The following is a 23,224-nucleotide window of genomic DNA, read 5'->3' as shown; positions in this document are numbered from 1 at the left end:
GAGTCGCCCGCCAAGCAATGTTGAAGCGCAGCCGATATAATGGCCCGTTCGCCGTTTGATCGAGGTAGAGATGGAAACCATTAGCGTTCGAGGTGCCCGCACCCACAATCTGAAGAACATTGATCTGGACATTCCCCGGGACAAGCTGATTGTGATTACCGGGTTGTCGGGCTCCGGCAAATCCTCGCTGGCTTTTGACACCCTCTACGCCGAAGGACAGCGCCGCTACGTCGAGTCGCTCTCAACCTACGCCCGCCAGTTTCTGTCGATGATGGAAAAACCCGACGTGGACCACATCGAAGGGCTCTCCCCGGCCATCTCCATCGAACAGAAATCCACCTCCCACAACCCCCGCTCCACGGTCGGCACCATCACCGAAATCTACGACTACCTGCGGCTGTTGTTTGCCCGCGCCGGCGAGCCCCGCTGCCCCGACCACGACCTGCCGCTCAAGGCCCAGACCATCAGCCAGATGGTGGACCAGGTCCTGGCGCTGGAAGAGGGCAGCAAGGTGATGCTGCTCGCCCCGGTAGTGCAGGGACGCAAGGGGGAGCACCTGCACCTGCTCAGCAACCTCAAGGCCCAGGGCTTCGTAAGGGCGCGCATCAACGGCATTGTCTGCGACCTGGACGATCCCCCCGAGCTGGATAAGAAGAAAAAACACCAGATCGAGGTGGTGGTCGACCGCTTCAAGGTCCGTGACGGCATCCAGACCCGCCTCGCCGAATCCCTGGAGACCTGTATCGAGCTCACCGACGGTCTGGCCAAGCTGAGCTACATGGACGACGACGGCGAAGAGATGATCTTCTCCGCCCGCTTCGCCTGTCCCCAGTGCGGTCACAGCATCCAGGAGCTGGAGCCGCGTTTGTTCTCCTTCAACAACCCCCACGGGGCCTGCGCCGGCTGCGACGGCCTGGGCGCCAAGCTGTTTTTCGACCCCGCCAAGGTGATCAGCAATCCGAAGCTGACCCTGGCCGAAGGGGCGATTCGCGGCTGGGACCGGCGCAACGTCTACTACTACCAACTGCTCAACGCCGTCGGCGAGCACTACGGCTTTCGCACCGACCAACCCTTTGACAGCCTCACCGACAAGCAACGCCAGGCGGTCCTCTACGGCAGCGGCCGCGACCGGATCCAGTTCCAGTATTTGAGCGACCGCGGCGAGATCGCCACCAAGGCGCACCCTTTCGAAGGCGTGATCCCCAACATGCAGCGCCGCTACCGCGATACCGAGTCCGCCATGGTCCGCGAGGAGCTGGCCAAGTACCAGACCCAGCAGACCTGCCCCTCGTGCCATGGCACGCGGCTGCGCCGTGAGGCCTGCCACGTGTTTGTCGACGAGAAGAACATCGCCGACATCACCGCCATGCCGGTGGGCCAGAGCGTGGAGTACTTCGGCCGACTGCACCTGAGGGGCAAGCAGGGCGAAATCGCGGAGAAGATCCTCAAGGAGATCCGCGCCCGGCTTCAGTTCCTGGAGAACGTGGGGCTGGATTACCTGACCCTGGACCGCAATGCTGACAGCCTCTCCGGCGGCGAGGCCCAGCGTATCCGCCTCGCCAGCCAGATCGGCGCAGGCCTGGTCGGAGTGATGTACATCCTCGACGAGCCCTCCATTGGCCTCCACCAACGGGACAACGAACGCCTGCTGGCCACCCTCACCCACCTGCGCGACCTGGGCAACACCGTGCTGGTGGTGGAGCACGATGAGGACGCCATCCGCCTGGCCGACCACGTGATCGACATCGGCCCCGGGGCCGGCGTCCACGGCGGTGAAGTGATCGCCCAGGGCACGCCCCGGGAGGTGATGGACAACCCGGCCTCGCTCACCGGCCAGTACCTGAGCGGCGTCAAGGAGATCCCGGTGCCGCCGGCCCGCACCCCCAACACCGAGGATCGCTGGCTGCGACTGGAAGGCGCCAGCGGCAACAACCTGCAACAGGTGGACCTTGCAGTCCCGATCGGGCTCATGACCTGCATCACCGGCGTCTCGGGCTCCGGAAAATCGACTCTGATCAACCAGACCCTCTATCCCCTGGCGGCCACGGCCCTGAACAAGGCCACCACCCTGGAAGCGGCGCCTCACGCCAAGCTCGACGGGTTAGACCAGCTGGACAAGGTGGTGGACATCGACCAGAGCCCCATCGGCCGCACGCCGCGCTCCAACCCCGCCACCTACACCGGCATCTTCACCCCCATCCGCGAGCTCTTCGCCACCACCCAGGAAGCCCGCTCCCGGGGTTACAAGCCCGGCCGTTTCAGCTTCAACGTCAAGGGCGGGCGTTGCGAAGCCTGCCAGGGTGACGGGGTGATCAAGGTGGAGATGCACTTTCTGCCGGACATCTACGTCGCCTGCGACGTCTGCAAGGGCAAGCGCTACAACCGCGAGACCCTGGAGGTGAAATACAAGGGCAAGAGCATCCACGAGGTGCTGGAGATGACCGTGGAGGAGGCCCGCGAATTCTTCGACCCGGTGCCGATGCTGGCCCGCCGGCTGCAGACCCTAATCGACGTGGGACTCTCCTACATCCACCTGGGCCAGGCCGCCACCACCCTCTCCGGCGGCGAAGCGCAGCGGGTCAAGCTGGCCAAGGAGCTTTCGAAACGGGATACCGGAAAAACCCTCTACATACTCGACGAGCCCACCACCGGGCTGCACTTCTACGACATTCAGCAGCTGCTTAACGTGCTGCACCGGCTTCGGGACCACGGCAACACGGTGGTGGTGATCGAGCACAACCTGGACGTGATCAAGACCGCCGACTGGCTGGTGGATCTCGGCCCTGAAGGCGGGGTCAACGGCGGCCGGATTATCGCCACCGGGACCCCGGAACAGGTGGCCGCGCTGGAGCATTCCCACACCGGGCGCTTTCTCAAGCCGCTTCTCGAGCGCTAAGCGGCAAGCGCACGGCCCAGCGGGGGACGAAGGCGCCTTCGGGTATAAGGGCAAGGATCTAATGGCAAGGGTCTAAGCTCAGTAGAGCAGCCCTGAAGGACCTTGTCCGTGAACCACGAACGCCCCCCGCGCGAGGCCCGGTTCCGTTTTTACGGGGCCCTCAATGATTTCCTGCCCGGTCAGCGCCGCCAAGGGCCCGCGCCCTACCGTTTCGGCGGCCCCGTCGGACTGCGGGACAGCATCCAGGCCCAGGGGGTGCCTCACCCCGAGGTGTCCCTGGTTCTTGTGGATAGCCACCCCCGCCCGCCGACCTTTCGACTGCACGGGGGCGAACGGATCAGCGTTTACCCCCGCCTCCAGCATCTATTGCCGGATCAGGCCGACCGCTGGGACACGCCCCTGCCCTCGCCGCGCCGTTTTATCCTCGACGTCCACCTCGGCAAGCTCTGCCGGGAACTGCGACTGCTCGGTTTTGACTGCTTCTGGAGCAACGACTTGGATGACCCCGTCATCATCGACCTGGCCCTGGCCCAGGGCCGCATCATTCTCACTCGGGACCTGGGCATCCTCAAGCAGGCCCGGGTGTCTTGGGGCTATTTCGTCCGCCATACCGATCCAACGGATCAGGTCGGCGAGGTGGCCGACGCCCTTGGACTGGGCGGCCAGTACCGGCCGCTAAGCCGCTGCATCAACTGCAACGGTTTAGTGGCCAAAGTGAACAGGGCTGACGTGGAGAAGGAGCTACCGCCGGGGACTCGGCGCAGCTACGACACCTTCTATCGTTGCGACGACTGTCGCCAGGTGTATTGGCGGGGGGCGCACTATGCCGGGCTGATGGGGAAGCTGAGGCACATCGAAAAGTGAAATAGGCCGGCCCGTTTCTACGGTCGGTATTCGGCGAAAAGCTAACGTTTGCGGTTCTTTTTTTTAGGCTCATTTTCGGCGTGTAGGCGAAGTTTTATTCCGCCCCGGCCGGGCGGACCAAGGGAATGTTTCGCCATCCCCTTGGCGATCCCAGGCGACCCTTGCGCAATCGCCCTTTGGGTACGCGCCTTTGGCGCTCTCAAAGTCAGCTTGGGCCTAATCATGCTGACTTTGAACGATTACGAAAGGGAACCAGGGAGTTGCCTGAGGCAACGGCAGCGCTGACTGACCGGCAACATGAGGCCTGTAGGCGAGCATCGTCGCTTCGGAAAGCCCCCCAGGGTCCCCTATCAATCGATGAAAGCCAGACTGAAAATGGCCCGAAGGGGATCGTCAAGGATGACGATCCGGCCATCCCCGCCAAGGATGGCGCGTATGGTCGCCTCCGTTTGGCTTTCATAGCGCCGCAGGCGCGTACCCGCAGGGCGGTTGATTGGGGCGCGGTTTCTTTGCTTCTGTTTCTTTGCCGCGCGGCAAAGAAATGAAGACGCCCGGGTGGGCGCAACAAATAATCATCGTCCCCTTTCAACAAGCAATCTGAAACACCCAAACCATCGGCCCACCAAAACAACCCCAAAAGGACTGCTTTGCGCCGCCAGCTGCCAGCGCCCTTGGCACCAGCCACAAAAAAGCCCGGCGCTTGGCCGGGCTTTTCAAGGTCTAGCTACCGCGGGCTTTAGTCTTCAGCGGACTCAGCCACATCCTCGCCTGCCTCAACGGCAGGACGGTCAACCAGCTCAACGTAGGCCATGGGCGCATTGTCACCAGCGCGGAAGCCGCACTTGAGAATACGCACGTAACCACCGGGACGGTTCGCGTAGCGCGGTCCCAGCTCGTTGAACAGTTTGCCGACTGCAGACTTGCTGCGAGTGCGGGAGAACGCCAGACGGCGATTTGCTACGGAGTCTTCCTTAGCCAGTGTAATCAGCGGCTCGGCGACGCGGCGCAGCTCTTTAGCTTTGGGCAGGGTCGTCTTGATCAGCTCGTGCTCGAACAGGGACACAGCCATGTTCTTGAACATCGCCTGGCGATGGGAGCTTGTGCGATTCAGGTGACGACCACTCTTACGATGGCGCATGTTTAATTCCTTACAAAACTAAACGTTTGTCGTTCAAGGTCGCTTAGGAAGCGACCTTGTCGTCGTTCTTCAGGCTTGCAGGCGGCCAGTTTTCCAGACGCATGCCGAGAGAGAGCCCCTTGGAGGCCAGAACGTCCTTGATTTCGGTCAGGGACTTCTTACCCAGGTTGGGGGTCTTGAGCAGTTCCACTTCGGTGCGCTGGATCAGGTCACCGATGTAGTACAGGTTCTCAGCCTTGAGACAGTTCGCGGAGCGAACAGTCAGTTCCAGGTCGTCTACCGGGCGCAGCAGGATCGGATCAATCTCCGGCTCGGGCTGGGACTCGGTAGCGGTTTCCGCACTCTCGAGGTCCACGAAGGCCACCAGCTGCTGCTGCAGGATGGTAGCGGAGCGACGAATCGCCTCTTCGGGATCGATGGCGCCGGTGGTCTCAAGATCGATCACCAGCTTGTCAAGGTCGGTGCGCTGCTCTACACGCGCGCTCTCGACCACGTAGGAAACCCGACGAACCGGGCTGTAGGTTGCGTCAAGCAGCAGGCGACCGATGGGACGAGTCTCTTCTTCACCGCTGTCACGGGTGTCGGCGGGTACGTAACCGCGGCCACGGGTGACTTTCAGCTGCATGCTCAGCTCGGCGTTATCGCTCAGGTGAGCGATCACATGATCAGGATTGATCAGTTCCACGTCCTGAGTGAGCTGAATGTCACCGGCGGTAACGACACCGGGACCTTTCTTGCTCAGGGTCAGGAGCGCTTCGTCGCCACTGTGCAGGGAAACGGCCACACCCTTGAGGTTCAGCAGGATCTCGATGACATCCTCCTGTACACCCTCGATTGAGCTGTACTCGTGCTGCACACCGTCGATCTCCACTTCGGAGATCGCGCTGCCGGGCATAGACGACAGAAGAATCCGTCGCAGCGCGTTGCCCAGGGTATGACCGAAGCCGCGCTCAAGCGGCTCCAAAGAAACCTTGGCGCGGGTAGCGCTGATCTCTTCGACGTCAATACGGCTGGGGCTAAGAAATTCGTTTACTGAAGCCTGCATTCTATCTATCCACCTAGCAATTGGGTCTTACTTGGAGTAAAGCTCGACGATCAGGTGTTCGTTGATCTCAGCGGACAGCTCGGCACGCTCAGGCTTAGCCTTGAAGGTACCTTCCATCTTGCTGCTGTCGACTTCGACCCACTCTACCGGGGCACGCTGAGCAGCCAGTTCCAGGGCGCTCTTGATGCGCAGCTGGTTCTTGGCCTTCTCACGCACGGAGACGACGTCTCCGGCCTGTACCTGGTATGAGGGAATGTTGACCGTCTTGCCATTCACCAGAATCGCTTTGTGAGATACGATCTGACGGGCTTCCGCACGAGTCGAGCCGAAGCCCATGCGGTATACAACGTTATCCAGACGTCCTTCCAGCAGCTGCAGCAGGACTTCACCGGTAGCGCCTTTCAGACGGGCGGCTTCCTTGTAGTAGCTGCGGAACTGACGCTCCAGAACGCCGTAGGTGCGGCGTACTTTCTGCTTCTCACGCAGCTGCAGACCGTAGTCGGACAGGCGGCTGCGGCGCGCACCGTGTACGCCGGGGGGAGTCTCTGCCTTGCACTTGGAATCCAGCGCGCGGACACCGCTCTTCAGGAACAGGTCGGTTCCTTCGCGGCGAGACAGTTTACATTTAGGTCCAATGTAACGAGCCATTATACCGTCTCCTGATTAAACGCGACGCTTCTTGGGGGGACGACATCCGTTATGCGGGATGGGCGTCACGTCGGTAATGTTGGTGATCTTGAAACCGGCGTTGTTCAGTGCACGAACGGCGGATTCACGACCCGGCCCAGGACCCTTGACGAATACGTCGAGGTTCTTCAGGCCGTATTCCTGAGCTGCAACACCCGCGCGCTCTGCGGCCACCTGGGCAGCAAAGGGGGTGCTCTTACGGGAACCACGGAAGCCGGAGCCGCCAGCAGTCGCCCAGCTCAGGGTATTACCCTGACGGTCAGTGATGGTCACGATGGTGTTGTTAAAAGAGGCGTGTACGTGGGCGAACCCATCCACTACCTGCTTCTTAATCTTCTTGCGTGTGCGAGTTGGCTTAGCCATGTCGGGTCATTCCTATCGCTTACTTACGGATCGGCTTGCGGGGGCCCTTACGGGTACGCGCATTGGTTTTGGTGCGCTGCCCACGAAGGGGAAGGCTGCGACGATGGCGAATGCCACGGTAGCAACCCAGGTCCATAAGACGCTTGATATTCATGTTGACCTCACGACGGAGGTCGCCTTCTACAGTCAGCTTTGCAACTTCTGTACGCAGACTATCCAGTTGGTCCTCAGACAGGTCTCCGATCTTTACGCTCGGCTCGACGCCAACTGCGCTGCACAGCTGTGCGGCAGTGGTACGGCCGATACCAAAGATGTAAGTCAGGGAGATTACCGCATGCTTATTGTCTGGGATGTTGACGCCAGCTATACGGGCCATTCAATTTACTCCGTTTATCGGCCATCCGCTCTAGGATGGCGCGGTACTTTAACCTTCCGCGAAAGGCGCAGGATTATACGGGCTGATTGTTTATAAATCAACCCATATCCCTTGCTAGCCTTTCGCACTCTTGCAACCGGGCTTAGCCCTGACGCTGCTTGTGGCGAGGTTCGGCTTTGCAGATGACGCGAACGGAACCGTTGCGACGTACAATCTTGCAGTTACGGCAGATCTTCTTAACAGATGCACGTACTTTCATGATCTACTCCAAATGGATCGGTTAGCGGACCAGGCCGCCGCCGCCCTTGAGATTGGATTTTTTCATCAGTGACTCGTACTGGTGAGACATCAGATGCGACTGTACCTGGGCCATGAAATCCATGACCACGACAACCACGATCAGCAGTGATGTTCCACCGAAGTAAAAAGGCACATTCCAAGCTACCACCAGGAACTGGGGCATCAATGACACGCCGGTGATATACAACGCACCGAACAATGTCAGACGACCCAGCACTCCATCGATGTAGCGTGCCGACTGGTCACCGGGACGAATACCGGGGATAAAGGCACCGGACTTCTTCAGGTTATCCGCCACGTCCTTGGGATTGAACATGATGGCGGTATAGAAGTAACAGAAGAAGATCACCGCCGCCGCAAACAGCAGGATATACAGGGGCTGGCCGGGACCGAGCGCCAGTGCGATATCCTGCAACCAACCCATGTTTTCACTCTGGCCGAACCACTGGCCCACGGAGGCCGGGAACAGCAGGATACTGGAAGCGAAGATGGGCGGGATAACCCCGGCCATGTTCACCTTCAGCGGCAGGTGACTGGATTGGGCAGCGTAGACCTTGCGACCCTGCTGGCGCTTCGCGTAGTTGATGGTGATGCGGCGTTGGCCGCGCTCCATGAACACCACGAAGGCAACCGTCGCCACCGCCAGAACGGCAATGGTGAGCAGCGCCAGAATATTCAGGTCGCCCTGGCGGGAAGCCTCGAAGGACTGACCGATAGCACCGGGCAGACCCGCGACGATCCCCGCGAAGATCAGCAGTGAGATACCGTTTCCGATTCCCCGCTCGGTGATCTGCTCACCGAGCCACATCAGGAACACAGCCCCGGAAACCAGGGTAACGACAGCGACGAAATAGAAGCTTAGGTCTGCGCTAAAGGCGACACCCTGCCCTGCGAGACCGACCGCCATACCTAAAGACTGCACGGTGGCCAGGATGACCGTACCGTAGCGGGTGTATTGGCTAATCTTCCGTCGTCCGGCTTCACCCTCTTTCTTGAGCTGTTCCAGATGCGGGCTGACAACCGTCAGCAGTTGCATGATGATCGAGGCACTGATGTAGGGCATGATGCCCAGGGCCAGGATCGACATGCGCTCCAGAGCGCCACCCGAGAACATGTTAAACAGGCTCAGGATGGTGCCCTGGTTTTGTTCGAACATGGCAGCAAGGCGATCGGGGTTGATTCCGGGCACCGGAATGTGGGCCCCGATTCGATAAACCACTATCGCCAGAAAAACAAAGAGTAGGCGCGACTTGAGCTCGCCCAGTCCACTTTGAACCCCGGTTGGAATAGTTCCTTGCTTAGCCATTTAGTCCTCGACTTTTCCGCCTGCCGCTTCGATAGCCGCCTTGGCGCCCTTGGTGACCTTCAAGCCCTTAACGGTAACGGGCTTGGAGATTTCACCGGACAGGATCACCTTGGCTTCCTTGATGTCACGGCTGATGATATCGGCCTGCTCGAGAGCCGCCAGATCAATCACGTCAGCCTCTACCTTGGCCAGTTCGTTGAGACGAATCTCGGCGCGGTAGGCAGCTTGACGGGAGGTAAAGCCGAATTTCGGCAGACGGCGCTGCAAAGGCATTTGACCGCCTTCGAAACCGGGCTTGACGGTACCGCCGGAGCGGGACTTCAGACCCTTGTGACCGCGACCGCCGGTCTTGCCCAGGCCGCTACCGATACCACGACCGACCCGCTTAGGGGCCTTCTTGGAGCCGGCACCCGGGCTCAGAGTATTCAGACGCATGATGTCTTTCTCCGTTATTCGCCTTCGACGCGAACCATGTAGTTAACCTTGTTAACCAGGCCGCGAACCGAAGGGGTATCCTCAACTTCGACTGTATGCCCGATGCGGCGCAGACCCAGGCCCTTCAGGCACAGCTTGTGCTTGGGCAGGGTGCCGATGGAGCTACGAGTCTGAGTCACTTTCATTGTCTTAGCCATCGCAGATTACCCCAGAATCTCTTCAACGGATTTGCCACGCTTGGCGGCAATGTCTTCCGGCGCGGACATAGCCTTGAGACCATTGATGGTCGCGCGAACTACGTTCACCGGGTTGGTGGAGCCGTAGCACTTGGCCAGTACGTTGTGAACGCCGGCCATTTCCAGGACCGCACGCATGGCGCCGCCGGCGATAACACCGGTACCCTCGGAGGCAGGCTGCATGTAGACCTTGGAGCCGCCGTGACGCGCCTTGATCGGATACTGAATGGTGTGACCGTTGAGGTCGACCTTGATCATGTTGCGACGCGCCTGCTCCATCGCCTTCTGGATCGCGACCGGCACTTCACGCGCCTTACCGCGGCCGAAGCCGACCTTACCGTTGCCATCGCCGACCACGGTCAGGGCGGTGAAACCGAAGATACGGCCACCCTTCACTACTTTGGCGACGCGGTTTACCTGAACCAGCTTTTCCTGCAGATCGCCATCTTTCTGTTCGTGATTTGCCATAACCTAACCCTTAGAATTCCAGGCCGCCTTCACGCGCCGCTTCTGCCAACGCCTTGACGCGTCCGTGGTATTTGAACCCGGAACGGTCGAAAGCAACCTTGGTGATGCCTGCACCCTTGGCGCGCTCTGCAATCAGCTGACCCACCTTGGTGGCTGCATCAACGTTGCTGGTAGCGCCTGCACGCAGATCCTTCTCGACGGTAGAGGCGCTGACCAGCACCTTGTCGCCGTCGCCGGAGATGACCTGCGCGTAGATGTGACGGGGTGTGCGATGAACGCACAGGCGTGTAGCACCCAGCTCACGCATCTGCATGCGGGAGCGACGGGCACGACGCAGACGAGAATCTTTCTTTACGCTCATAATCCTGCCCTACTATTTCTTCTTAGCTTCTTTACGACGCACATATTCGTCGGCATAACGAACACCCTTGCCCTTGTAAGGCTCGGGCGGACGGAAGGCGCGAATCTCTGCGGCGGCCTGACCCAGCTTCTGCTTGTCGGCACCCTTGAGGATGATACCGGTCTGACCGGCCATCTCGGCAGAGACCCCTTCGGGCAGCTGATAGTCGATGGGGTGAGAGAAGCCCAGGGTCAGGTTCAGCACCTGGCCCTTAACGGCGGCACGGTAACCTACACCGATCAGCTCAAGCTTACGCTCGAAGCCTTCGCTGACGCCCTTGACCATGTTGTTGGCCAGAGCACGCATGGTACCTGCCAGCGCAACAGCCTGCTTGGAGCCGTTACGGGGAGCGAACTTGAGCGCACCCTCTTCGTTCTTCACTTCAACGTCCTGGTGAACGGCCAGCTCGAGAGCGCCCTTGCCACCTTTAACGTTCAGAGTCTGTCCGTCGAGCTTCGCTTCCACACCGGAAGGAAGGGTGACGGGTGCTTTTGCAATACGTGACATCCCAGCCTCCTTAGAAAACGGTGCAGATGACTTCACCGCCGATACCGGCAGCGCGGGCTGCCCGGTCGGTCATGACGCCTTTAGAGGTGGAAACGATGGCCACGCCGAGACCGCCAGAAACGGTGGGCAGCTCGTCCTTGGACTTGTAGATACGCAGTCCGGGACGGCTAACACGCTGGATCTTCTCGATAACAGGCTTGCCTTCGTAGTACTTCAGCTCAACGGTCAGAGTGGCTTTGACGTCACCCTCCACGTTGTAACCGGCGATGTAACCCTCTTCCTGCAGAACCTTGGCGACTGCCACCTTCTGCGTGGAGGAAGGCATGGACACAGACTGCTTCTCAGCCATGTGACCATTACGGATACGCGTAAACATATCCGCAAGAGTGTCTTGCATGCTCATTTAATGAGTCCTCACTATTGTGCAGCTGTGCGGCCAGAGAGGCCGCCGCTTACCAACTAGCTTTCTTAAGGCCGGGTACATCACCGCGCATGGCGGCTTCACGCAGCTGGGTCCGGGACAGGCCGAACTTGCGGTAGACAGCGTGGGGGCGACCAGTGATCTGGCAGCGACGCTGCTGACGAACGGGGCTAGCATCACGAGGCAGCTTCTGCAGCGCCACCTGGGCGTCCCAACGCTCCTCTTCGGAGGCGTTGACATTACCGATGATAGCCTTCAGCTGAGCACGCTTTTCGGCGTACTTAGCCACAGTACGGGCACGCTTTGCTTCGCGCGCTTTCATTGATTCCTTAGCCATAGCAACCCACCTTTACTTTTTGAAGGGGAAACCCAGAGCGGTCATCAGAGCACGACCTTCCTCGTTAGTACGCGCAGTGGTGGTAATGGTGATATCCATACCGCGCAGCTTGTCGACTTTGTCGTAGTCGATCTCGGGGAAGATAATCTGCTCTTTAACGCCCATGCTGTAGTTGCCACGACCGTCAAACGACTTGGAATTCAGACCCCGGAAGTCACGAATACGGGGAATGGCGATATCGACCAGACGGTCGAAGAATTCCCACATACGCTCGCCCCGCAGGGTGACCTTGCAGCCGATCGGCCAACCTTCACGGACCTTGAAGCCGGCAACGGACTTGCGGGCCTTGGTCACGACCGCCTTTTGACCGGCGATGGCTTCCATATCGGCTACGGCGTTTTCGATCATTTTCTTGTCCCCGATGCCCTCACCGACACCCATGTTCAGGGTGATCTTGGTGATGCGGGGGATTTCCATGACATTCGCCAGGTTCAGTTCTTCTTTGAGCTGAGGGGCGACTTTGTCTTTGTAAAGCGCTTTCAATCTTGACATGGTACCAGTCCCCCTTAGCCGCCGACGACTTCGCCGTTGGATTTGAAAATACGAACCTTGGTACCGTCTTCCAAGATCTTGAAGCCAACACGATCACCTTTACCGGTGGCCGCATTGAAGATCGCAACGTTAGAAGCCGCAATCGGGGCTTCCTTCTCAACGATACCGCCAGGCTTGCCAGCCATCGGGTTGGGCTTGGTGTGCTTTTTCACCATGTTGATGCCGGAGACAACAAAACGGTCATTCTCAAGCACCTTGAGAATTTTACCGCGCTTGCCCTTGTCCTTACCGGCAATAACGATGACTTCATCATCGCGTCTAATTTTGCGCATTGCTGTTTTACCTATCTTTCCTACTACCCTCTCATGCTCAAAACGCCGAGGCCCCGACGGAGTCGGGTCTCAGCGTTTTACATGGACACAAACTACTCGGAGTTCGCGTCTTTACAGCACTTCAGGCGCCAGGGAAATGATTTTCATGAACTTCTCAGAGCGAAGCTCACGCGTTACCGGGCCAAAAATACGGGTACCGATCGGCTGCTCGTTGGTATCACCCAACAGCACAGCAGAGTTGGTATCAAAGCGAATCACGGAACCGTCAGCGCGACGAACGCCCTTACGGGTGCGAACCACTACCGCCTTCAACACCTGGCCTTTTTTCACCTTACCGCGGGGAATTGCTTCCTTAACGGTAACCTTGATGATATCCCCGATGCGAGCGTAACGACGGTGCGAGCCGCCCAGTACCTTAATGCACTGAACGCGCTTAGCGCCGCTGTTATCAGCAACATCAAGCATCGATTCTGTTTGAATCATGGTCTTACTCCATCACTCGTAGCTCGGATCAGCCCCTTCCGGGGCAAATCCGGCTCTAGGAGCAAAGGCGCAATATCTTACACCTTTGCAGCGCGTTCTTCAATCTTTACCAAGGCCCAGGACTTCGACTTGGAATAGGGACGGGTTTCCTGAATGGTCACCAGGTCACCCATACCGCATTCGTTCTTCTCGTCGTGAGCGTGAAGCTTGGTAGAGCGCTTGACATACTTCCCGTAAATCGGGTGCTTTTCCTTGCGCTCAACCAGCACTGTGATGGTCTTATCCATCTTGTCACTGACAACGCGGCCGGTTGCAGTGCGGATTTTAGTCTCTGCCATGCTTAGTTACCTGCCTTCTCGTTCAGCACTGTTTTGACGCGAGCAATGTCACGACGCACCTTACCCAACAGGTGGGTCTGCGCCAGCTGACCAGAGCTTTTCTGCATCCGCAGATTGAACTGTTCCTTGAGCAGGTTCAGCAGCTCTTGATTAAGCTCATCTGCGGACTTTTCACGTAATTCAACTGTGTTCATTACATCACCGTCCGCTTAACAAAAGTTGTCGCCACGGGCAGCTTGGCAGCCGCGAGTGCAAACGCCTCGGTAGCCAGCTGCTCAGACACACCCTCCATTTCAAACAGCACCTTACCGGGCTGAATCTGGGCTACCCAGTATTCGACGTTACCCTTACCTTTACCCTGACGCACTTCCAGGGGCTTGGTGGTGATGGGCTTGTCGGGGAAAATGCGAATCCAGATCTTGCCGCCACGCTTGATGTGACGGGTCATGGTCCGACGCGCCGCCTCGATCTGGCGCGCAGTGATGCGGCCACGACCGGTGGCTTTGAGTCCGAATTCGCCAAAGCTTACTTTGCTACCGCGCTGAGCCAGGCCGCGGTTACGGCCTTTCATCATCTTGCGGTATTTCAGACGCTTAGGTTGCAGCATTGACGTACCCTCTACTTAGAACCTTTCTTGGTGGCAGCGGCTTTCTTCTGAGCACGAACCTGCTCAATACCGCCCAGGATCTCACCCTTGAAGATCCAGACCTTGACACCGATGATGCCGTAAGTGGTCTGAGCTTCATAAGTGCCGTAATCGATATCGGCACGCAGAGTGTGCAGAGGTACGCGGCCTTCGCGGTACCACTCGGAACGGGCGATTTCCGCACCGCCGAGACGACCACCGACCTGCACCTTGATGCCCTTGGCACCCAGACGCATGGCGTTCTGTACCGCGCGCTTCATGGCACGACGGAACATAACGCGACGCTCCAGCTGGCTCGCAACACCCTGGGCAACCAGCTTGGCGTCCAGTTCAGGCTTGCGAATTTCTTCGATGTTGATGTGAACGGGCACACCCATCATCTGGCTGACAGCGTTGCGGAGCTTCTCAACGTCTTCACCCTTCTTACCAATCACGATGCCGGGACGGGCAGTGTGAATGGTGATACGGGCATTCTGAGCGGGACGCTCAATTTCAATACGGCTTACCGAAGCCTGCTTCAGCTTGTCCTCGAGGTACTTACGCACCTCGAGATCCTGCAGCAGGTTCTTCGCGTAGGCAGAGCGGCTTGCATACCAAACAGAGGTATGGTCCTTAACGACACCAAGCCGGATGCCAGTTGGATTTACTTTCTGACCCATCTTGGTGTCTCCTAGCTCTCAGCAACCTTAACAGTGATGTGACAGGTGCGCTTCAGGATGCGATCGGCACGACCTTTAGCGCGGGGTTTGATGCGCTTCATGGTCATCCCCTCGTCCACGAATACAGTGGACACCTTCAGCTCGTCAACATCAGCACCTTCATTGTGCTCGGCGTTGGCGATGGCCGACTCCAGCACCTTCTTCATGATTGCAGCGCCTTTCTTGGCGCTGAAAGCCAGAATGTTGAGGGCTTCATCAACAGACTTTCCGCGGATCTGATCAGCTACCAAGCGAGCTTTCTGCGCGGACAGTTGGGCGCCCCGTAACTTAGCGGCTACTTCCATCTTTATATCCTCGCTTATCGCTTAGCTTTCTTATCAGCAGCATGTCCGCGGTAGGTGCGGGTGACAGCAAACTCACCCAGCTTGTGACCTACCATGTCTTCGGTAACGAAAACAGGAACATGTTGGCGTCCGTTATGGACTGCAATCGTCAACCCGACAAAGTTCGGGAAGATGGTAGAGCGACGAGACCAAGTCTTGATTGGCTTGCGGTCGCCCTTTTCGATGGCAGCCTCAACCTTCTTCATCAAGTGAAGGTCTATAAAAGGACCTTTCTTAAGTGAACGTGGCACAGCCGTTTCCTCGAATTCAGTGATTATTTCTTAGAACGACGACGTACGATGAGATTGTTCGTACGCTTGTTCTTACGTGTTTTGTGACCCTTGGTCGGCATACCCCAGGGAGAGACCGGGTGACGACCACCGGAGGTCCGACCCTCACCACCACCGTGGGGGTGATCAACGGGGTTCATGGCCACACCGCGAACGGTGGGACGCACGCCGCGCCAGCGTGAAGCACCAGCTTTACCCAGTGAGCGCAGGCTGTGCTCGCTGTTGCTGACTTCACCCAGGGTGGCGCGACAGTCGACCAGCACCTTGCGCATCTCGCCGGAGCGCAGACGCAGGGTGGCGTGACGACCTTCACGGGCAACCAGCTGAACGGAGGCACCGGCGGAACGGGCGATCTGCGCCCCCTTGCCAGGCTTGAGCTCAACACAGTGGATCACACTACCCACCGGGATATTGCGCAGCGGCAGGCAGTTACCTGCCTTGATGTCCGCACCAGCACCGTTGATCACCGGGTCACCCGCCTTCATGTTCTTGGCGGCGATAACGTAACGGCGCTCACCATCGGCGTACTTGAGCAGCGCGATGTTGGCGGAACGGTTGGGGTCGTACTCCAGACGCTCAACCACGGCCGGGATGCCGTCCTTGTTGCGTTTGAAGTCGATGATCCGGTAGTGCTGCTTGTGACCACCGCCCTTGTGACGGGTAGTGATACGGCCGTTGTTGTTACGGCCGCCGTTCTTGGACTTCTTGTCCAGCAGGGCTGCATGGGGCGCGCCCTTGTGCAGATCGGCGTGAACAACCTTGACGACGTGACGACGGCCGGCAGAAGTCGGTTTACATTTTACAATTGCCATCTCTGTTAGCCCTCACCGATAAAGTCGATGTCATGACCTTCAGCCAGGCGCACGTAAGCCTTGCGAACATCCTTACGCTTGCCCAGACCGCGCATGGTGCGCTTGGTCTTGCCTTTGGCGTTCAGCACACGAACGCTAGCAACCTTGACTTCGAACAGCTGCTCGACGGCCTTCTTGATTTCAGGCTTGGTTGCATCGGGCGCCACACGGAAAACAACCTGCGAAGCGTCTTCGGCTACGATGGTCGCCTTCTCGGAGATGTGCGGACCCAGCAGTACTTTGTAGATACGCTCTTGGTTCATCCCAGCATCTCCTCGATCTTCTTCAGCGCGGGCACAGTGACCAGAACCTTCTCGAAGCCGACCAGGCTAACCGGGTCGATGGCGGCAGCGTCGCGCACGTCGACGTGCGGCAGGTTACGCGCGGCCAGGTAGAGGTTCTGATCCACCTCATCAGCAATCATCAGCACGTTGCTCAGGTCCAGCTCTTTGAGCTTGGCAGCCATCAGCTTGGTCTTGGGGGCTTCCAGAGAAAGCTCTTCAACCACGACCAGACGCTCCTGACGCACCAGCTCAGAGAAGATGCAGCGGATAGCCGCACGGTACATCTTCTTGTTGACCTTCTGCGAGTGGTCCTGGGGCTTGGCGGCGAAAGTAACACCACCGGTACGCCAGATGGGGCTACGGATGGTGCCGGCACGGGCACGACCGGTACCCTTTTGACGCCAGGGCTTGCGACCACCACCGCTCACTTCGGAGCGGGTCTTCTGAGCCCGGGTTCCCTGACGGGCGCCGGCCAGATAGGCGGTCACCACCTGGTGAACCAGGGCTTCATTAAACTCTTTACCAAAGGCGAGTTCGGATACTTCGACCGAACCGTTAGCGCCTGCAATATTCAAATTCATTGCCATCTCCCTTAGGTGCGCGCTTTAACAGCCGGTTTAACAATCACATCACCGCCCGGCGCACCAGGAACAGCACCCTTGATCAGAAGCAGGTTACGCTCGGCATCGACACGCACCACTTCCAGCGTCTGCACGGTTACGCGCTCAGCCCCCATGTGACCCGCCATCTTCTTGCCTTTCCAGACACGACCGGGGGTTTGGCACTGACCGATAGAACCGGGAGCACGGTGAGACAGGGAGTTACCGTGAGTGGCATCCTGCATGCTGAAGTTCCAGCGCTTAACACCGCCCTGGAAGCCCTTGCCTTTGGATTGACCGGTCACGTCAACCTTCTGGCCAGCTTCGAAAGCTGCGACCGTCAGCTGATCACCAACCTGAACTTCGTCGTCACCCGACAGGCGGAACTCCCACAAACCGCGACCTGCCTCAACACCCGCCTTGGCGAAATGACCCGCCTGGGGCTTGTTGACGCGGGAGGCCTTGCGCGTACCGACAGTTACCTGCACGGCGGCATAGCCATCCTTCTCGGCAGACTTAACTTGAGTTACGCGGTTCGGTTCCACCTCGATGACCGTGACTGGCACGGACGCACCGTCTTCAGTGAACACGCGGGTCATCCCCGCTTTCCGTCCGACTAAACCAATAGTCATTTTAAAAACCTCTTGCCAGTTGAGTACGGGGCTATCACCCGCTATGGCTGCCCATTTCAGAGCATTCCTCTACGTTTTGTATAGCGCCGAAGCGCTGTGATTCGATTAGCCCAGGCTAATTTGAACATCCACGCCCGCAGCAAGGTCCAGCTTCATCAGCGCGTCGACTGTCTTTTCAGTCGGCTCGACAATGTCCAGTACGCGCTTGTGGGTACGGATCTCGTACTGATCACGTGCATCTTTGTTCACGTGAGGAGAGATCAGGACCGTGTAGCGCTCCTTGCGAGTCGGGAGAGGGATCGGGCCACGCACTTGCGCGCCGGTACGCTTGGCAGTATCGACGATCTCCTGAGTGGAGGCGTCGATCAAGCGATGATCAAAAGCCTTCAATCGAATACGGATTTTCTGGTTTTGCATTTCGATCACAACTCCGCATTGGAAATTAAATGGCAAATAACTGCCACCCCTTAAAAAAAGGGTACGGAATTGTACGCACTGGACTGAGTGAGCGCAACCTAAAACAGGAGCGACGGGAAAATTAATTTTCGCCGCGCGAACAACGGTCGGTCGCGTAAGAAGAGAGCAGCGATTCTAACCAAAGCCGGAAGGCCCTGGCTACCCCCGCGGGCACCTTAATCGCGGAATCCGATTAAGGTAAGCACCGCCGCCCCGAGGGGCGGCGGCTGAGACCTTACTTGGGCAAACTGCCTTCAACGCCTTCTACATAGTAATCCATGGAGAGCAGCGCGCCGTCGTCGAGCACTTCACCCTCGCCGATCACCTGCTCGCCATCCTGCTTGACCACCGGGCCAGCGAAGGGGTGCAGGGAGCCGTCGACGATCGCCTGCTTGACCGCTTCGGCCTCGGCCACCACCTCGGCGGGGATCGCCGCGTTGAAGGGTGCCAGAGCCACCATGCCCGAGGCGATGCCGCCCCAGGTATCCTGGGACTCCCAGGAACCGTCCATCACGGCGCGGGCCCGCTCGACGTAGTACTTATCCCAGTCGTCAACAATCGCTGTCAGCTGCGCCTTGGGTGCAAAGCTGGTCATATCGGAGGCCTGACCGACCCCCCACACGCCGCGCTGCTCGGCCACCTGCAGGGGCGCCGGGCTGTCGGTGTGCTGCAGGATCACGTCAGCACCCTGGTCGATCAGGGTCTTGGCGGCATCCGCCTCCTTGCCCGGGTCATACCAGGAGTTGACCCAGACCACCTTGACGGTCGCCTCGGGGTTGACCTTGCGCGCCGCGCGAATGGTGGCGTTGATACCGCGCACCACCTCAGGGATGGGGAATGAAGCCACGTAACCGATGACGTTGCTCTTGGTCATGCGCCCGGCAACGGTACCCACCACATAACGGCCTTCGTAGAAACGGGCGGCGTAGGTGGCGAGGTTGCCCGCCCGCTTGTAGCCGGTGGCGTGCTCGAACTTCACCTTGGGGAAGCGCTTGGCGACCTTGAGGGTGGGATTCATGAAACCGAAAGAGGTGGTAAAGATCAGGTCATGGCCGCTGGCCGCCATCTTGCGGATAACCCGCTCGGCATCGGGACCTTCCTTGACGCTCTCGACGTAGGTGGTCTTCACCTCGTCGCCGAAGGCCTCTTCGATAGCCTGACGACCGATGTCGTGACGGTAGGACCAGCCGTGATCACCGATCGGCCCCACGTAGATAAAGCCCACCTTGGTTTCGGCCGACGCCGGCGCCGCCAAGGCCAGGCTGGCTGCGGCGGCGGCCACACCCAGGATCTTCTTCACACTCTGCTTCATCGCATACTCCTGCGTTTTGAATAAGATTAACGGTTGCCGCCCCGAATCAGGCCGAAGGCCGGAAGGGTTTACCCAGGGAGGCGGGAGAATTTTCGCGCAGTTTGATCTGATCCCGGGAGATCAGCACCAGCACCAGCACGGTTGCCAGGTAAGGCAACATGGAGAGGAACTGGGACGGAATCGCCAGTCCCAGCCCCTGGCCGTGCAGCTGCAAAATGGTCACGGCGCCGAACATATATGCGCCAACCAGCACCCGCCCGGGCCGCCAGGAGGCAAACACCACCAGCGCCAAGGCCACCCAGCCACGCCCGGCGGTCATGTTTTCCGACCACATGGGGGTATAGACCACGGAGAGATAAGCGCCACCCAGCCCCGCCATCAGCCCGCCAAAAAGCAGCGCCAGGTAACGAATTCCAATCACAGGGTAGCCCAGGGCATGGGCCGACTCCGGTGATTCACCCACCGCGCGCAACACCAGTCCGCCCCGTGTGCGGTAGATAAACCAGGCCAGCGCCGCCGCCAGGGCGATCGAGAGATAGATCAACAGGTTGTGGTCAAAGAGCAGCGCCCCCACCAACGGCAGCTGACTGAGCAGGGGTACCGGGAGGTTGGGCAACGGCTCCACCGTGGTGCCGACAAAATCAGCACCGATCAGGGCACTCAAGCCGACTCCGAAGAGCGTCACCGCCAGACCGGTCGCTACCTGGTTGGCCAGCAGGCTCAGGGTCAGAAACCCGTGCAGCAGCGCCAGCGCCGTGCCGCACAGGCCGCCGATCAGCACCCCGATATAGGTATTGCCGGTGACGATGGCGCCGGCAAAAGCACCCACGGCGCCGACCAGCATCATCCCCTCCACCCCTAGGTTCAGCACCCCGGAGCGCTCCACCACCAACTCGCCAAGCGCAGCAAACAGCAACGGCGTGGCCGCCCCCATGATCGTGAGGATGGCGGCCTGGATAATCAACATGGTCTCGTTCATCACTTCACCTACGCCTTGCCCAGCCGGAGGCGGTACTTGATCAGCACATCACAGGCCAGCAGAAAGAACAGCAACATCCCCTGGAACACCCCGGTCACGGCCTGGGGCAGCCCCATCTCAATCTGCAGTGTCTCCCCGCCCAGATAAGAGAGGGCCAGCAGCAGCCCGGCCACGGTCACACCCAGCGGGTGCAGCCGGCCGACAAAGGCGACGATGATGGCTGTGAAACCGTAGCCCGGCGAGACCTGGGGCACCAACTGACCGATGGGGCCGGCGACCTCGATCATCCCCGCCAGCCCCGCCAGCCCGCCGGCCAGCAGCAGACTGAACCAGATCAGGGCCTTCTGCTGAAAGCCGGCGAAACGGGCCGCACGGGGCGCCGCGCCCACCACCTTGACCTGGAAGCCAATCAGGGTGCGGCTCAACATCAGCCAAGCGGCGATGACCAATGCCAGGGCCAACAGCAGGCCGATGTGCAGCCGGGTACCCTCCAGCAGCACCGGCAGCAAGGCAGAGTCTGCAAACATCCGGGACTCGGGGAAGTTGTAACCGTCCGGGTCACGCCAGGGACCGTGCACCAGGTAGCTGAGAAAGAGCCCCGCCACGTAGGTGAGCATCAGGCTGGTGAGGATCTCGTTGGCGTTGAAGCGGGTCTTCAGCCAGGCGGGAATGGCCGCCCAGGCCGCCCCGCCGAGCACCCCCAGCGCCATCATCGCCGGCAGCACCCAGAACCCTTCACTCTCGTGAAAAAAGATCGCCAGCCCGCCGGCGGCCACCGCCCCCATCACCAGCTGCCCCTCGGCGCCGATGTTCCAGACGTTGGCCTTGAAGCCGATGGAGAGGCCGATACCGATCAGCACCAGCGGCACCGCCTTCACCAGCAGCTCACTGACCCCGTAGCTGTCACTGACCGGCAGAATAAAGAAGGCCTTGAGCGCTTCCCAACCGTCGATCCCCATCAGGGTAAACATGAAAAAGCCCGCGACCAGGGTCAGCCCCAGGGCAAGCAGGGGCGAGCAATAGACCATCAGCTGCGATGGCTGGGGCCGGGGAACCAGTTTCAGCGCCATTAGACGACCCCCATTTCAGTTTCCGCATTGGCCACCACGCCGGCGATATCCAGGTTCATGCCGGTCATCAGCAGCCCCACGTCCTCGGTGGTGAGCTCGCTGCGTGGATAGGCCGGAGAGAGGTGACCGCCGCAGATGGCGGCGATGCGGTGGCTGATGGTCATCAGCTCGTCCAGGTCCTGAGAGATCACCAGCACCGCGGTACCCTGCTCGGCCAGGGCCTGCAGGGACTTGTGAATAATCGCCGCGGCGCCCGCATCCACCCCCCAGGTGGGCTGAGCAATAATCAGCACCTCGGGGGCCTGCTGCACCTCGCGGCCGACGATAAACTTCTGCAGATTGCCGCCGGAGAGGCTGCCGGCGGCGGCGTCATGTCCGCCGCAGCGCACGTCAAAACGATCGATGACTTCCCCGGCGAAATCACGCACCTGCCCCTCGCGGATAAAGCCGCGGCGCAGGAACGGTTGACGGGTGTAGCCGCTGAGCAGCGCGTTGTCCTTGAGACTCATCTCGGGGACCGAGCCATGACCCAGGCGCTCCTCGGGCACAAAACTCAGCCCCCGCTGGCGGCGCTGGTGGGGCCCCAGACGCCCGACCGGCTCATCGTTGATCTTGACCTGGCCGGCCTCGCTCCGAGCTTCTCCACTGAGCACCTCCAGCAGCTCGGCCTGGCCGTTACCGGCAACCCCGGCAACCCCCAGGATTTCGCCACTGCGCACCTGCAGATTAACGTCTCGCAACTCGATGGCGAAACGGTTGGCCGCCGGCCGGGAGAGCCCCCGCACCTCCAGCACCACGTCGCCGTGGGCGTGGGTGTGGCTCACCTTGGCGCCCTCCACCTCTTCGCCCACCATCATCGCCGCCATGCTGGCCGCGGTCTCCTCGGCCGGACGGCAGGCGCCCACGTTGCGCCCGTGGCGTAGCACCGTGGCCCGTTCGCACAGGCGCTGCACTTCGTCCAGCTTGTGGCTGATATAGAGAATGGAGCACCCTTCGGCCGACAGCTGGCGCAGGGTCACGAACAGCTTTTCCGCCTCCTGGGGGGTGAGCACCGAGGTGGGCTCGTCCATGATCAGCAGCCGGGGGTTCTGCAGCAGGCAGCGCACGATCTCGATACGCTGTTTCTCACCGACCGAGAGACTGTGCACCGCCCGGTTGGGATCCAGCGGCAGTCCGTAATGGGCCTCCACCGCCAGGATCTGCTTTTCCAGCTGCGCCATGGGCGGCGGGTTACTCATGCCCAGGGCGATGTTCTCCTTGACGGTCAGCGCCTCAAACAGGGAAAAGTGCTGGAACACCATACCGACGCCCAGCTCGCGGGCCATGGCGGGGCTGGCGATCCGCACCGCCTCGCCTTCCCAGCGGATGGTGCCGGAATCGGGCTTGAGCAGGCCGAAGATCATCTTCACCAGCGTGCTCTTGCCGGCGCCGTTTTCGCCCAGCAGGGCGTGGATCTCACCCGGCTGAACCACCAGGTCTACCCGATCGTTGGCCAGGCAGCCGGGAAAGGACTTCACCAGCTGTTGCAGTTCCAGGCGCGGCGTAGGGGTGGCGTCGGCCATCAACGTTCTCCCCGCTT

34 protein-coding genes are annotated in these 23,224 nt (G+C 59.8%); 2 read left to right on the top strand and 32 right to left on the bottom strand.

The window, feature by feature from the left end; translation table 11 throughout:
• The first annotated feature begins 70 nt into the window (after nt 1-70).
• Together uvrA and JGZ97_RS05940 are read left to right on the top strand one after the other, a co-directional pair.
• The gene (uvrA, locus tag JGZ97_RS05945) at nt 71-2,896 is read left to right on the top strand and encodes an excinuclease ABC subunit UvrA (RefSeq protein WP_207061694.1); all 2,826 of its coding nucleotides are present in this window, start codon (nt 71-73) and stop codon (nt 2,894-2,896) included.
• Nucleotides 2,897-3,004: 108 nt separating this feature from the next.
• A complete protein-coding gene (locus tag JGZ97_RS05940; RefSeq protein ID WP_207061693.1) occupies nt 3,005-3,760 on the top strand; it encodes a Mut7-C RNAse domain-containing protein in 756 nt (251 codons plus the stop codon).
• A 736-nt stretch (nt 3,761-4,496) separates the two neighbouring features.
• Here JGZ97_RS05940 and rplQ read toward each other — a convergent pair.
• The 32 genes from rplQ to JGZ97_RS05780 all read right to left on the bottom strand — a co-directional run bounded on the left by rplQ (nt 4,497) and on the right by JGZ97_RS05780 (nt 23,207).
• Entirely contained in the window at nt 4,497-4,898 is a 402-nt protein-coding gene (gene rplQ / locus JGZ97_RS05935) for a 50S ribosomal protein L17 (protein ID WP_207061692.1), read from the bottom strand.
• A gap of 43 nt (nt 4,899-4,941) precedes the next feature.
• Nucleotides 4,942-5,943, bottom strand: a complete 1,002-nt coding sequence (gene rpoA / locus JGZ97_RS05930) for a DNA-directed RNA polymerase subunit alpha (protein WP_207061691.1) — start codon at nt 5,941-5,943, stop codon at nt 4,942-4,944.
• Nucleotides 5,944-5,970: 27 nt separating this feature from the next.
• The gene (gene rpsD, locus JGZ97_RS05925) at nt 5,971-6,591 is read right to left on the bottom strand and encodes a 30S ribosomal protein S4 (protein WP_207061690.1); all 621 of its coding nucleotides are present in this window, start codon (nt 6,589-6,591) and stop codon (nt 5,971-5,973) included.
• 15 nt (nt 6,592-6,606) lie between these two features.
• Nucleotides 6,607-6,993, bottom strand: a complete 387-nt coding sequence (gene rpsK, locus JGZ97_RS05920; protein WP_207061689.1) for a 30S ribosomal protein S11 — start codon at nt 6,991-6,993, stop codon at nt 6,607-6,609.
• A gap of 19 nt (nt 6,994-7,012) precedes the next feature.
• Complete coding sequence (gene rpsM / locus JGZ97_RS05915; RefSeq protein WP_207061688.1) at nt 7,013-7,369, bottom strand: 30S ribosomal protein S13; 357 nt, start codon at nt 7,367-7,369, stop codon at nt 7,013-7,015.
• Between the two features lie 142 nt (nt 7,370-7,511).
• A complete protein-coding gene (gene rpmJ / locus JGZ97_RS05910) occupies nt 7,512-7,628 on the bottom strand; it encodes a 50S ribosomal protein L36 (RefSeq protein ID WP_207061687.1) in 117 nt (38 codons plus the stop codon).
• 21 nt (nt 7,629-7,649) lie between these two features.
• On the bottom strand, nt 7,650-8,975 hold the full coding sequence (gene secY, locus JGZ97_RS05905; RefSeq protein ID WP_207061686.1) for a preprotein translocase subunit SecY: 1,326 nt from the start codon (nt 8,973-8,975) through the stop codon (nt 7,650-7,652).
• Nucleotides 8,976-9,410 (bottom strand): 50S ribosomal protein L15, encoded by a 435-nt coding sequence (rplO, locus tag JGZ97_RS05900; RefSeq protein WP_207061685.1) that lies wholly within the window; start codon nt 9,408-9,410, stop codon nt 8,976-8,978.
• A 14-nt stretch (nt 9,411-9,424) separates the two neighbouring features.
• Complete coding sequence (rpmD, locus tag JGZ97_RS05895; RefSeq protein ID WP_207061684.1) at nt 9,425-9,607, bottom strand: 50S ribosomal protein L30; 183 nt, start codon at nt 9,605-9,607, stop codon at nt 9,425-9,427.
• A gap of 6 nt (nt 9,608-9,613) precedes the next feature.
• A complete protein-coding gene (rpsE, locus tag JGZ97_RS05890; protein ID WP_207061683.1) occupies nt 9,614-10,114 on the bottom strand; it encodes a 30S ribosomal protein S5 in 501 nt (166 codons plus the stop codon).
• 10 nt (nt 10,115-10,124) lie between these two features.
• Nucleotides 10,125-10,475: a 50S ribosomal protein L18 gene (rplR, locus tag JGZ97_RS05885; RefSeq protein WP_207061682.1), complete on the bottom strand. Its 351-nt coding sequence runs from the start codon at nt 10,473-10,475 to the stop codon at nt 10,125-10,127.
• A gap of 12 nt (nt 10,476-10,487) precedes the next feature.
• Nucleotides 10,488-11,021 (bottom strand): 50S ribosomal protein L6, encoded by a 534-nt coding sequence (gene rplF, locus JGZ97_RS05880; protein ID WP_207061681.1) that lies wholly within the window; start codon nt 11,019-11,021, stop codon nt 10,488-10,490.
• Between the two features lie 10 nt (nt 11,022-11,031).
• The gene (gene rpsH / locus JGZ97_RS05875) at nt 11,032-11,424 is read right to left on the bottom strand and encodes a 30S ribosomal protein S8 (protein ID WP_207061680.1); all 393 of its coding nucleotides are present in this window, start codon (nt 11,422-11,424) and stop codon (nt 11,032-11,034) included.
• 49 nt (nt 11,425-11,473) lie between these two features.
• On the bottom strand, nt 11,474-11,779 hold the full coding sequence (rpsN, locus tag JGZ97_RS05870) for a 30S ribosomal protein S14 (RefSeq protein WP_207061679.1): 306 nt from the start codon (nt 11,777-11,779) through the stop codon (nt 11,474-11,476).
• A 12-nt stretch (nt 11,780-11,791) separates the two neighbouring features.
• Nucleotides 11,792-12,331: a 50S ribosomal protein L5 gene (gene rplE, locus JGZ97_RS05865; RefSeq protein WP_207061678.1), complete on the bottom strand. Its 540-nt coding sequence runs from the start codon at nt 12,329-12,331 to the stop codon at nt 11,792-11,794.
• Nucleotides 12,332-12,345: 14 nt separating this feature from the next.
• Nucleotides 12,346-12,663 carry a 50S ribosomal protein L24 gene (gene rplX, locus JGZ97_RS05860; RefSeq protein WP_207061677.1) on the bottom strand — a complete coding sequence of 106 codons (318 nt, stop codon included), beginning with the start codon at nt 12,661-12,663 and terminating at the stop codon, nt 12,346-12,348.
• A gap of 111 nt (nt 12,664-12,774) precedes the next feature.
• Nucleotides 12,775-13,146 carry a 50S ribosomal protein L14 gene (gene rplN / locus JGZ97_RS05855; RefSeq protein ID WP_207061676.1) on the bottom strand — a complete coding sequence of 124 codons (372 nt, stop codon included), beginning with the start codon at nt 13,144-13,146 and terminating at the stop codon, nt 12,775-12,777.
• A 77-nt stretch (nt 13,147-13,223) separates the two neighbouring features.
• The gene (gene rpsQ, locus JGZ97_RS05850) at nt 13,224-13,484 is read right to left on the bottom strand and encodes a 30S ribosomal protein S17 (RefSeq protein ID WP_207061675.1); all 261 of its coding nucleotides are present in this window, start codon (nt 13,482-13,484) and stop codon (nt 13,224-13,226) included.
• A gap of 2 nt (nt 13,485-13,486) precedes the next feature.
• Nucleotides 13,487-13,678, bottom strand: a complete 192-nt coding sequence (gene rpmC / locus JGZ97_RS05845) for a 50S ribosomal protein L29 (protein WP_207061674.1) — start codon at nt 13,676-13,678, stop codon at nt 13,487-13,489.
• Nucleotides 13,678-14,091 carry a 50S ribosomal protein L16 gene (gene rplP, locus JGZ97_RS05840; protein ID WP_207061673.1) on the bottom strand — a complete coding sequence of 138 codons (414 nt, stop codon included), beginning with the start codon at nt 14,089-14,091 and terminating at the stop codon, nt 13,678-13,680. Before rplP ends, rpmC begins: the two co-directional genes overlap by 1 nt.
• Before the next feature lie 11 nt (nt 14,092-14,102).
• Nucleotides 14,103-14,789, bottom strand: a complete 687-nt coding sequence (gene rpsC / locus JGZ97_RS05835; RefSeq protein WP_207061672.1) for a 30S ribosomal protein S3 — start codon at nt 14,787-14,789, stop codon at nt 14,103-14,105.
• Nucleotides 14,790-14,800: 11 nt separating this feature from the next.
• A complete protein-coding gene (gene rplV / locus JGZ97_RS05830) occupies nt 14,801-15,133 on the bottom strand; it encodes a 50S ribosomal protein L22 (RefSeq protein ID WP_207061671.1) in 333 nt (110 codons plus the stop codon).
• Between the two features lie 14 nt (nt 15,134-15,147).
• Nucleotides 15,148-15,423, bottom strand: a complete 276-nt coding sequence (rpsS, locus tag JGZ97_RS05825) for a 30S ribosomal protein S19 (RefSeq protein ID WP_114697027.1) — start codon at nt 15,421-15,423, stop codon at nt 15,148-15,150.
• Between the two features lie 23 nt (nt 15,424-15,446).
• Nucleotides 15,447-16,274: a 50S ribosomal protein L2 gene (gene rplB / locus JGZ97_RS05820; protein WP_207061670.1), complete on the bottom strand. Its 828-nt coding sequence runs from the start codon at nt 16,272-16,274 to the stop codon at nt 15,447-15,449.
• 5 nt (nt 16,275-16,279) lie between these two features.
• A complete protein-coding gene (gene rplW / locus JGZ97_RS05815; RefSeq protein ID WP_207061669.1) occupies nt 16,280-16,576 on the bottom strand; it encodes a 50S ribosomal protein L23 in 297 nt (98 codons plus the stop codon).
• The gene (gene rplD / locus JGZ97_RS05810; protein WP_207061668.1) at nt 16,573-17,178 is read right to left on the bottom strand and encodes a 50S ribosomal protein L4; all 606 of its coding nucleotides are present in this window, start codon (nt 17,176-17,178) and stop codon (nt 16,573-16,575) included. The genes rplW and rplD overlap by 4 nt, the downstream gene beginning before the upstream one ends.
• Before the next feature lie 11 nt (nt 17,179-17,189).
• Complete coding sequence (rplC, locus tag JGZ97_RS05805; protein ID WP_207061667.1) at nt 17,190-17,828, bottom strand: 50S ribosomal protein L3; 639 nt, start codon at nt 17,826-17,828, stop codon at nt 17,190-17,192.
• 105 nt (nt 17,829-17,933) lie between these two features.
• Complete coding sequence (gene rpsJ, locus JGZ97_RS05800) at nt 17,934-18,245, bottom strand: 30S ribosomal protein S10 (RefSeq protein ID WP_207061666.1); 312 nt, start codon at nt 18,243-18,245, stop codon at nt 17,934-17,936.
• Between the two features lie 274 nt (nt 18,246-18,519).
• Nucleotides 18,520-19,596: a BMP family ABC transporter substrate-binding protein gene (locus tag JGZ97_RS05795; protein ID WP_207061665.1), complete on the bottom strand. Its 1,077-nt coding sequence runs from the start codon at nt 19,594-19,596 to the stop codon at nt 18,520-18,522.
• Nucleotides 19,597-19,642: 46 nt separating this feature from the next.
• Nucleotides 19,643-20,575, bottom strand: a complete 933-nt coding sequence (locus JGZ97_RS05790; RefSeq protein ID WP_207061664.1) for an ABC transporter permease — start codon at nt 20,573-20,575, stop codon at nt 19,643-19,645.
• Between the two features lie 8 nt (nt 20,576-20,583).
• Nucleotides 20,584-21,645: an ABC transporter permease gene (locus JGZ97_RS05785; protein ID WP_207061663.1), complete on the bottom strand. Its 1,062-nt coding sequence runs from the start codon at nt 21,643-21,645 to the stop codon at nt 20,584-20,586.
• Nucleotides 21,645-23,207, bottom strand: a complete 1,563-nt coding sequence (locus JGZ97_RS05780; protein ID WP_207061662.1) for an ABC transporter ATP-binding protein — start codon at nt 23,205-23,207, stop codon at nt 21,645-21,647. Before JGZ97_RS05780 ends, JGZ97_RS05785 begins: the two co-directional genes overlap by 1 nt.
• Nucleotides 23,208-23,224 lie beyond the last annotated feature (17 nt).

This window comes from Motiliproteus sp. SC1-56, assembly GCF_017309075.1.
GTDB lineage: Bacteria > Pseudomonadota > Gammaproteobacteria > Pseudomonadales > Balneatricaceae > Motiliproteus.
The sequence above is the reverse complement of the archived record's forward strand: the minus strand, read 5'-3'. Positions and strand labels throughout refer to the sequence as shown.

Bases quoted from the DNA above. Each gene is read 5' to 3' on its own strand.
- rpsK (WP_207061689.1), bottom strand. From the start codon at position 6,993: ATGGCTAAGCCAACTCGCACACGCAAGAAGATTAAGAAGCAGGTAGTG.
- rpsD (WP_207061690.1), bottom strand. From the start codon at position 6,591: ATGGCTCGTTACATTGGACCTAAATGTAAACTGTCTCGCCGCGAAGGA.
- rpsM (WP_207061688.1), bottom strand. From the start codon at position 7,369: ATGGCCCGTATAGCTGGCGTCAACATCCCAGACAATAAGCATGCGGTA.
- rplQ (WP_207061692.1), bottom strand. From the start codon at position 4,898: ATGCGCCATCGTAAGAGTGGTCGTCACCTGAATCGCACAAGCTCCCAT.
- rpsJ (WP_207061666.1), bottom strand. From the start codon at position 18,245: ATGCAAAACCAGAAAATCCGTATTCGATTGAAGGCTTTTGATCATCGC.
- rplP (WP_207061673.1), bottom strand. From the start codon at position 14,091: ATGCTGCAACCTAAGCGTCTGAAATACCGCAAGATGATGAAAGGCCGT.
- JGZ97_RS05785 (WP_207061663.1), bottom strand. From the start codon at position 21,645: ATGGCGCTGAAACTGGTTCCCCGGCCCCAGCCATCGCAGCTGATGGTC.
- JGZ97_RS05780 (WP_207061662.1), bottom strand. From the start codon at position 23,207: ATGGCCGACGCCACCCCTACGCCGCGCCTGGAACTGCAACAGCTGGTG.
- rplB (WP_207061670.1), bottom strand. From the start codon at position 16,274: ATGGCAATTGTAAAATGTAAACCGACTTCTGCCGGCCGTCGTCACGTC.
- rpmJ (WP_207061687.1), bottom strand. From the start codon at position 7,628: ATGAAAGTACGTGCATCTGTTAAGAAGATCTGCCGTAACTGCAAGATT.
- rpsN (WP_207061679.1), bottom strand. From the start codon at position 11,779: ATGGCTAAGGAATCAATGAAAGCGCGCGAAGCAAAGCGTGCCCGTACT.
- rplW (WP_207061669.1), bottom strand. From the start codon at position 16,576: ATGAACCAAGAGCGTATCTACAAAGTACTGCTGGGTCCGCACATCTCC.
- rplX (WP_207061677.1), bottom strand. From the start codon at position 12,663: ATGCGCAAAATTAGACGCGATGATGAAGTCATCGTTATTGCCGGTAAG.
- rplR (WP_207061682.1), bottom strand. From the start codon at position 10,475: ATGAGCGTAAAGAAAGATTCTCGTCTGCGTCGTGCCCGTCGCTCCCGC.
- rpmC (WP_207061674.1), bottom strand. From the start codon at position 13,678: ATGAACACAGTTGAATTACGTGAAAAGTCCGCAGATGAGCTTAATCAA.
- rpsE (WP_207061683.1), bottom strand. From the start codon at position 10,114: ATGGCAAATCACGAACAGAAAGATGGCGATCTGCAGGAAAAGCTGGTT.
- rplE (WP_207061678.1), bottom strand. From the start codon at position 12,331: ATGTCAAGATTGAAAGCGCTTTACAAAGACAAAGTCGCCCCTCAGCTC.
- rplC (WP_207061667.1), bottom strand. From the start codon at position 17,828: ATGACTATTGGTTTAGTCGGACGGAAAGCGGGGATGACCCGCGTGTTC.
- rpsH (WP_207061680.1), bottom strand. From the start codon at position 11,424: ATGAGCATGCAAGACACTCTTGCGGATATGTTTACGCGTATCCGTAAT.
- rplV (WP_207061671.1), bottom strand. From the start codon at position 15,133: ATGGAAGTAGCCGCTAAGTTACGGGGCGCCCAACTGTCCGCGCAGAAA.
- rpmD (WP_207061684.1), bottom strand. From the start codon at position 9,607: ATGGCTAAGACAATGAAAGTGACTCAGACTCGTAGCTCCATCGGCACC.
- rpsC (WP_207061672.1), bottom strand. From the start codon at position 14,789: ATGGGTCAGAAAGTAAATCCAACTGGCATCCGGCTTGGTGTCGTTAAG.
- rplF (WP_207061681.1), bottom strand. From the start codon at position 11,021: ATGTCACGTATTGCAAAAGCACCCGTCACCCTTCCTTCCGGTGTGGAA.
- rplD (WP_207061668.1), bottom strand. From the start codon at position 17,178: ATGAATTTGAATATTGCAGGCGCTAACGGTTCGGTCGAAGTATCCGAA.
- rpsQ (WP_207061675.1), bottom strand. From the start codon at position 13,484: ATGGCAGAGACTAAAATCCGCACTGCAACCGGCCGCGTTGTCAGTGAC.
- rplN (WP_207061676.1), bottom strand. From the start codon at position 13,146: ATGATTCAAACAGAATCGATGCTTGATGTTGCTGATAACAGCGGCGCT.
- JGZ97_RS05790 (WP_207061664.1), bottom strand. From the start codon at position 20,575: ATGAACGAGACCATGTTGATTATCCAGGCCGCCATCCTCACGATCATG.
- rpoA (WP_207061691.1), bottom strand. From the start codon at position 5,943: ATGCAGGCTTCAGTAAACGAATTTCTTAGCCCCAGCCGTATTGACGTC.
- rplO (WP_207061685.1), bottom strand. From the start codon at position 9,410: ATGCGTCTGAATACTCTGAGCCCGGGTGCCGGCTCCAAGAAGGCCCCT.
- uvrA (WP_207061694.1), top strand. From the start codon at position 71: ATGGAAACCATTAGCGTTCGAGGTGCCCGCACCCACAATCTGAAGAAC.
- JGZ97_RS05795 (WP_207061665.1), bottom strand. From the start codon at position 19,596: ATGAAGCAGAGTGTGAAGAAGATCCTGGGTGTGGCCGCCGCCGCAGCC.
- secY (WP_207061686.1), bottom strand. From the start codon at position 8,975: ATGGCTAAGCAAGGAACTATTCCAACCGGGGTTCAAAGTGGACTGGGC.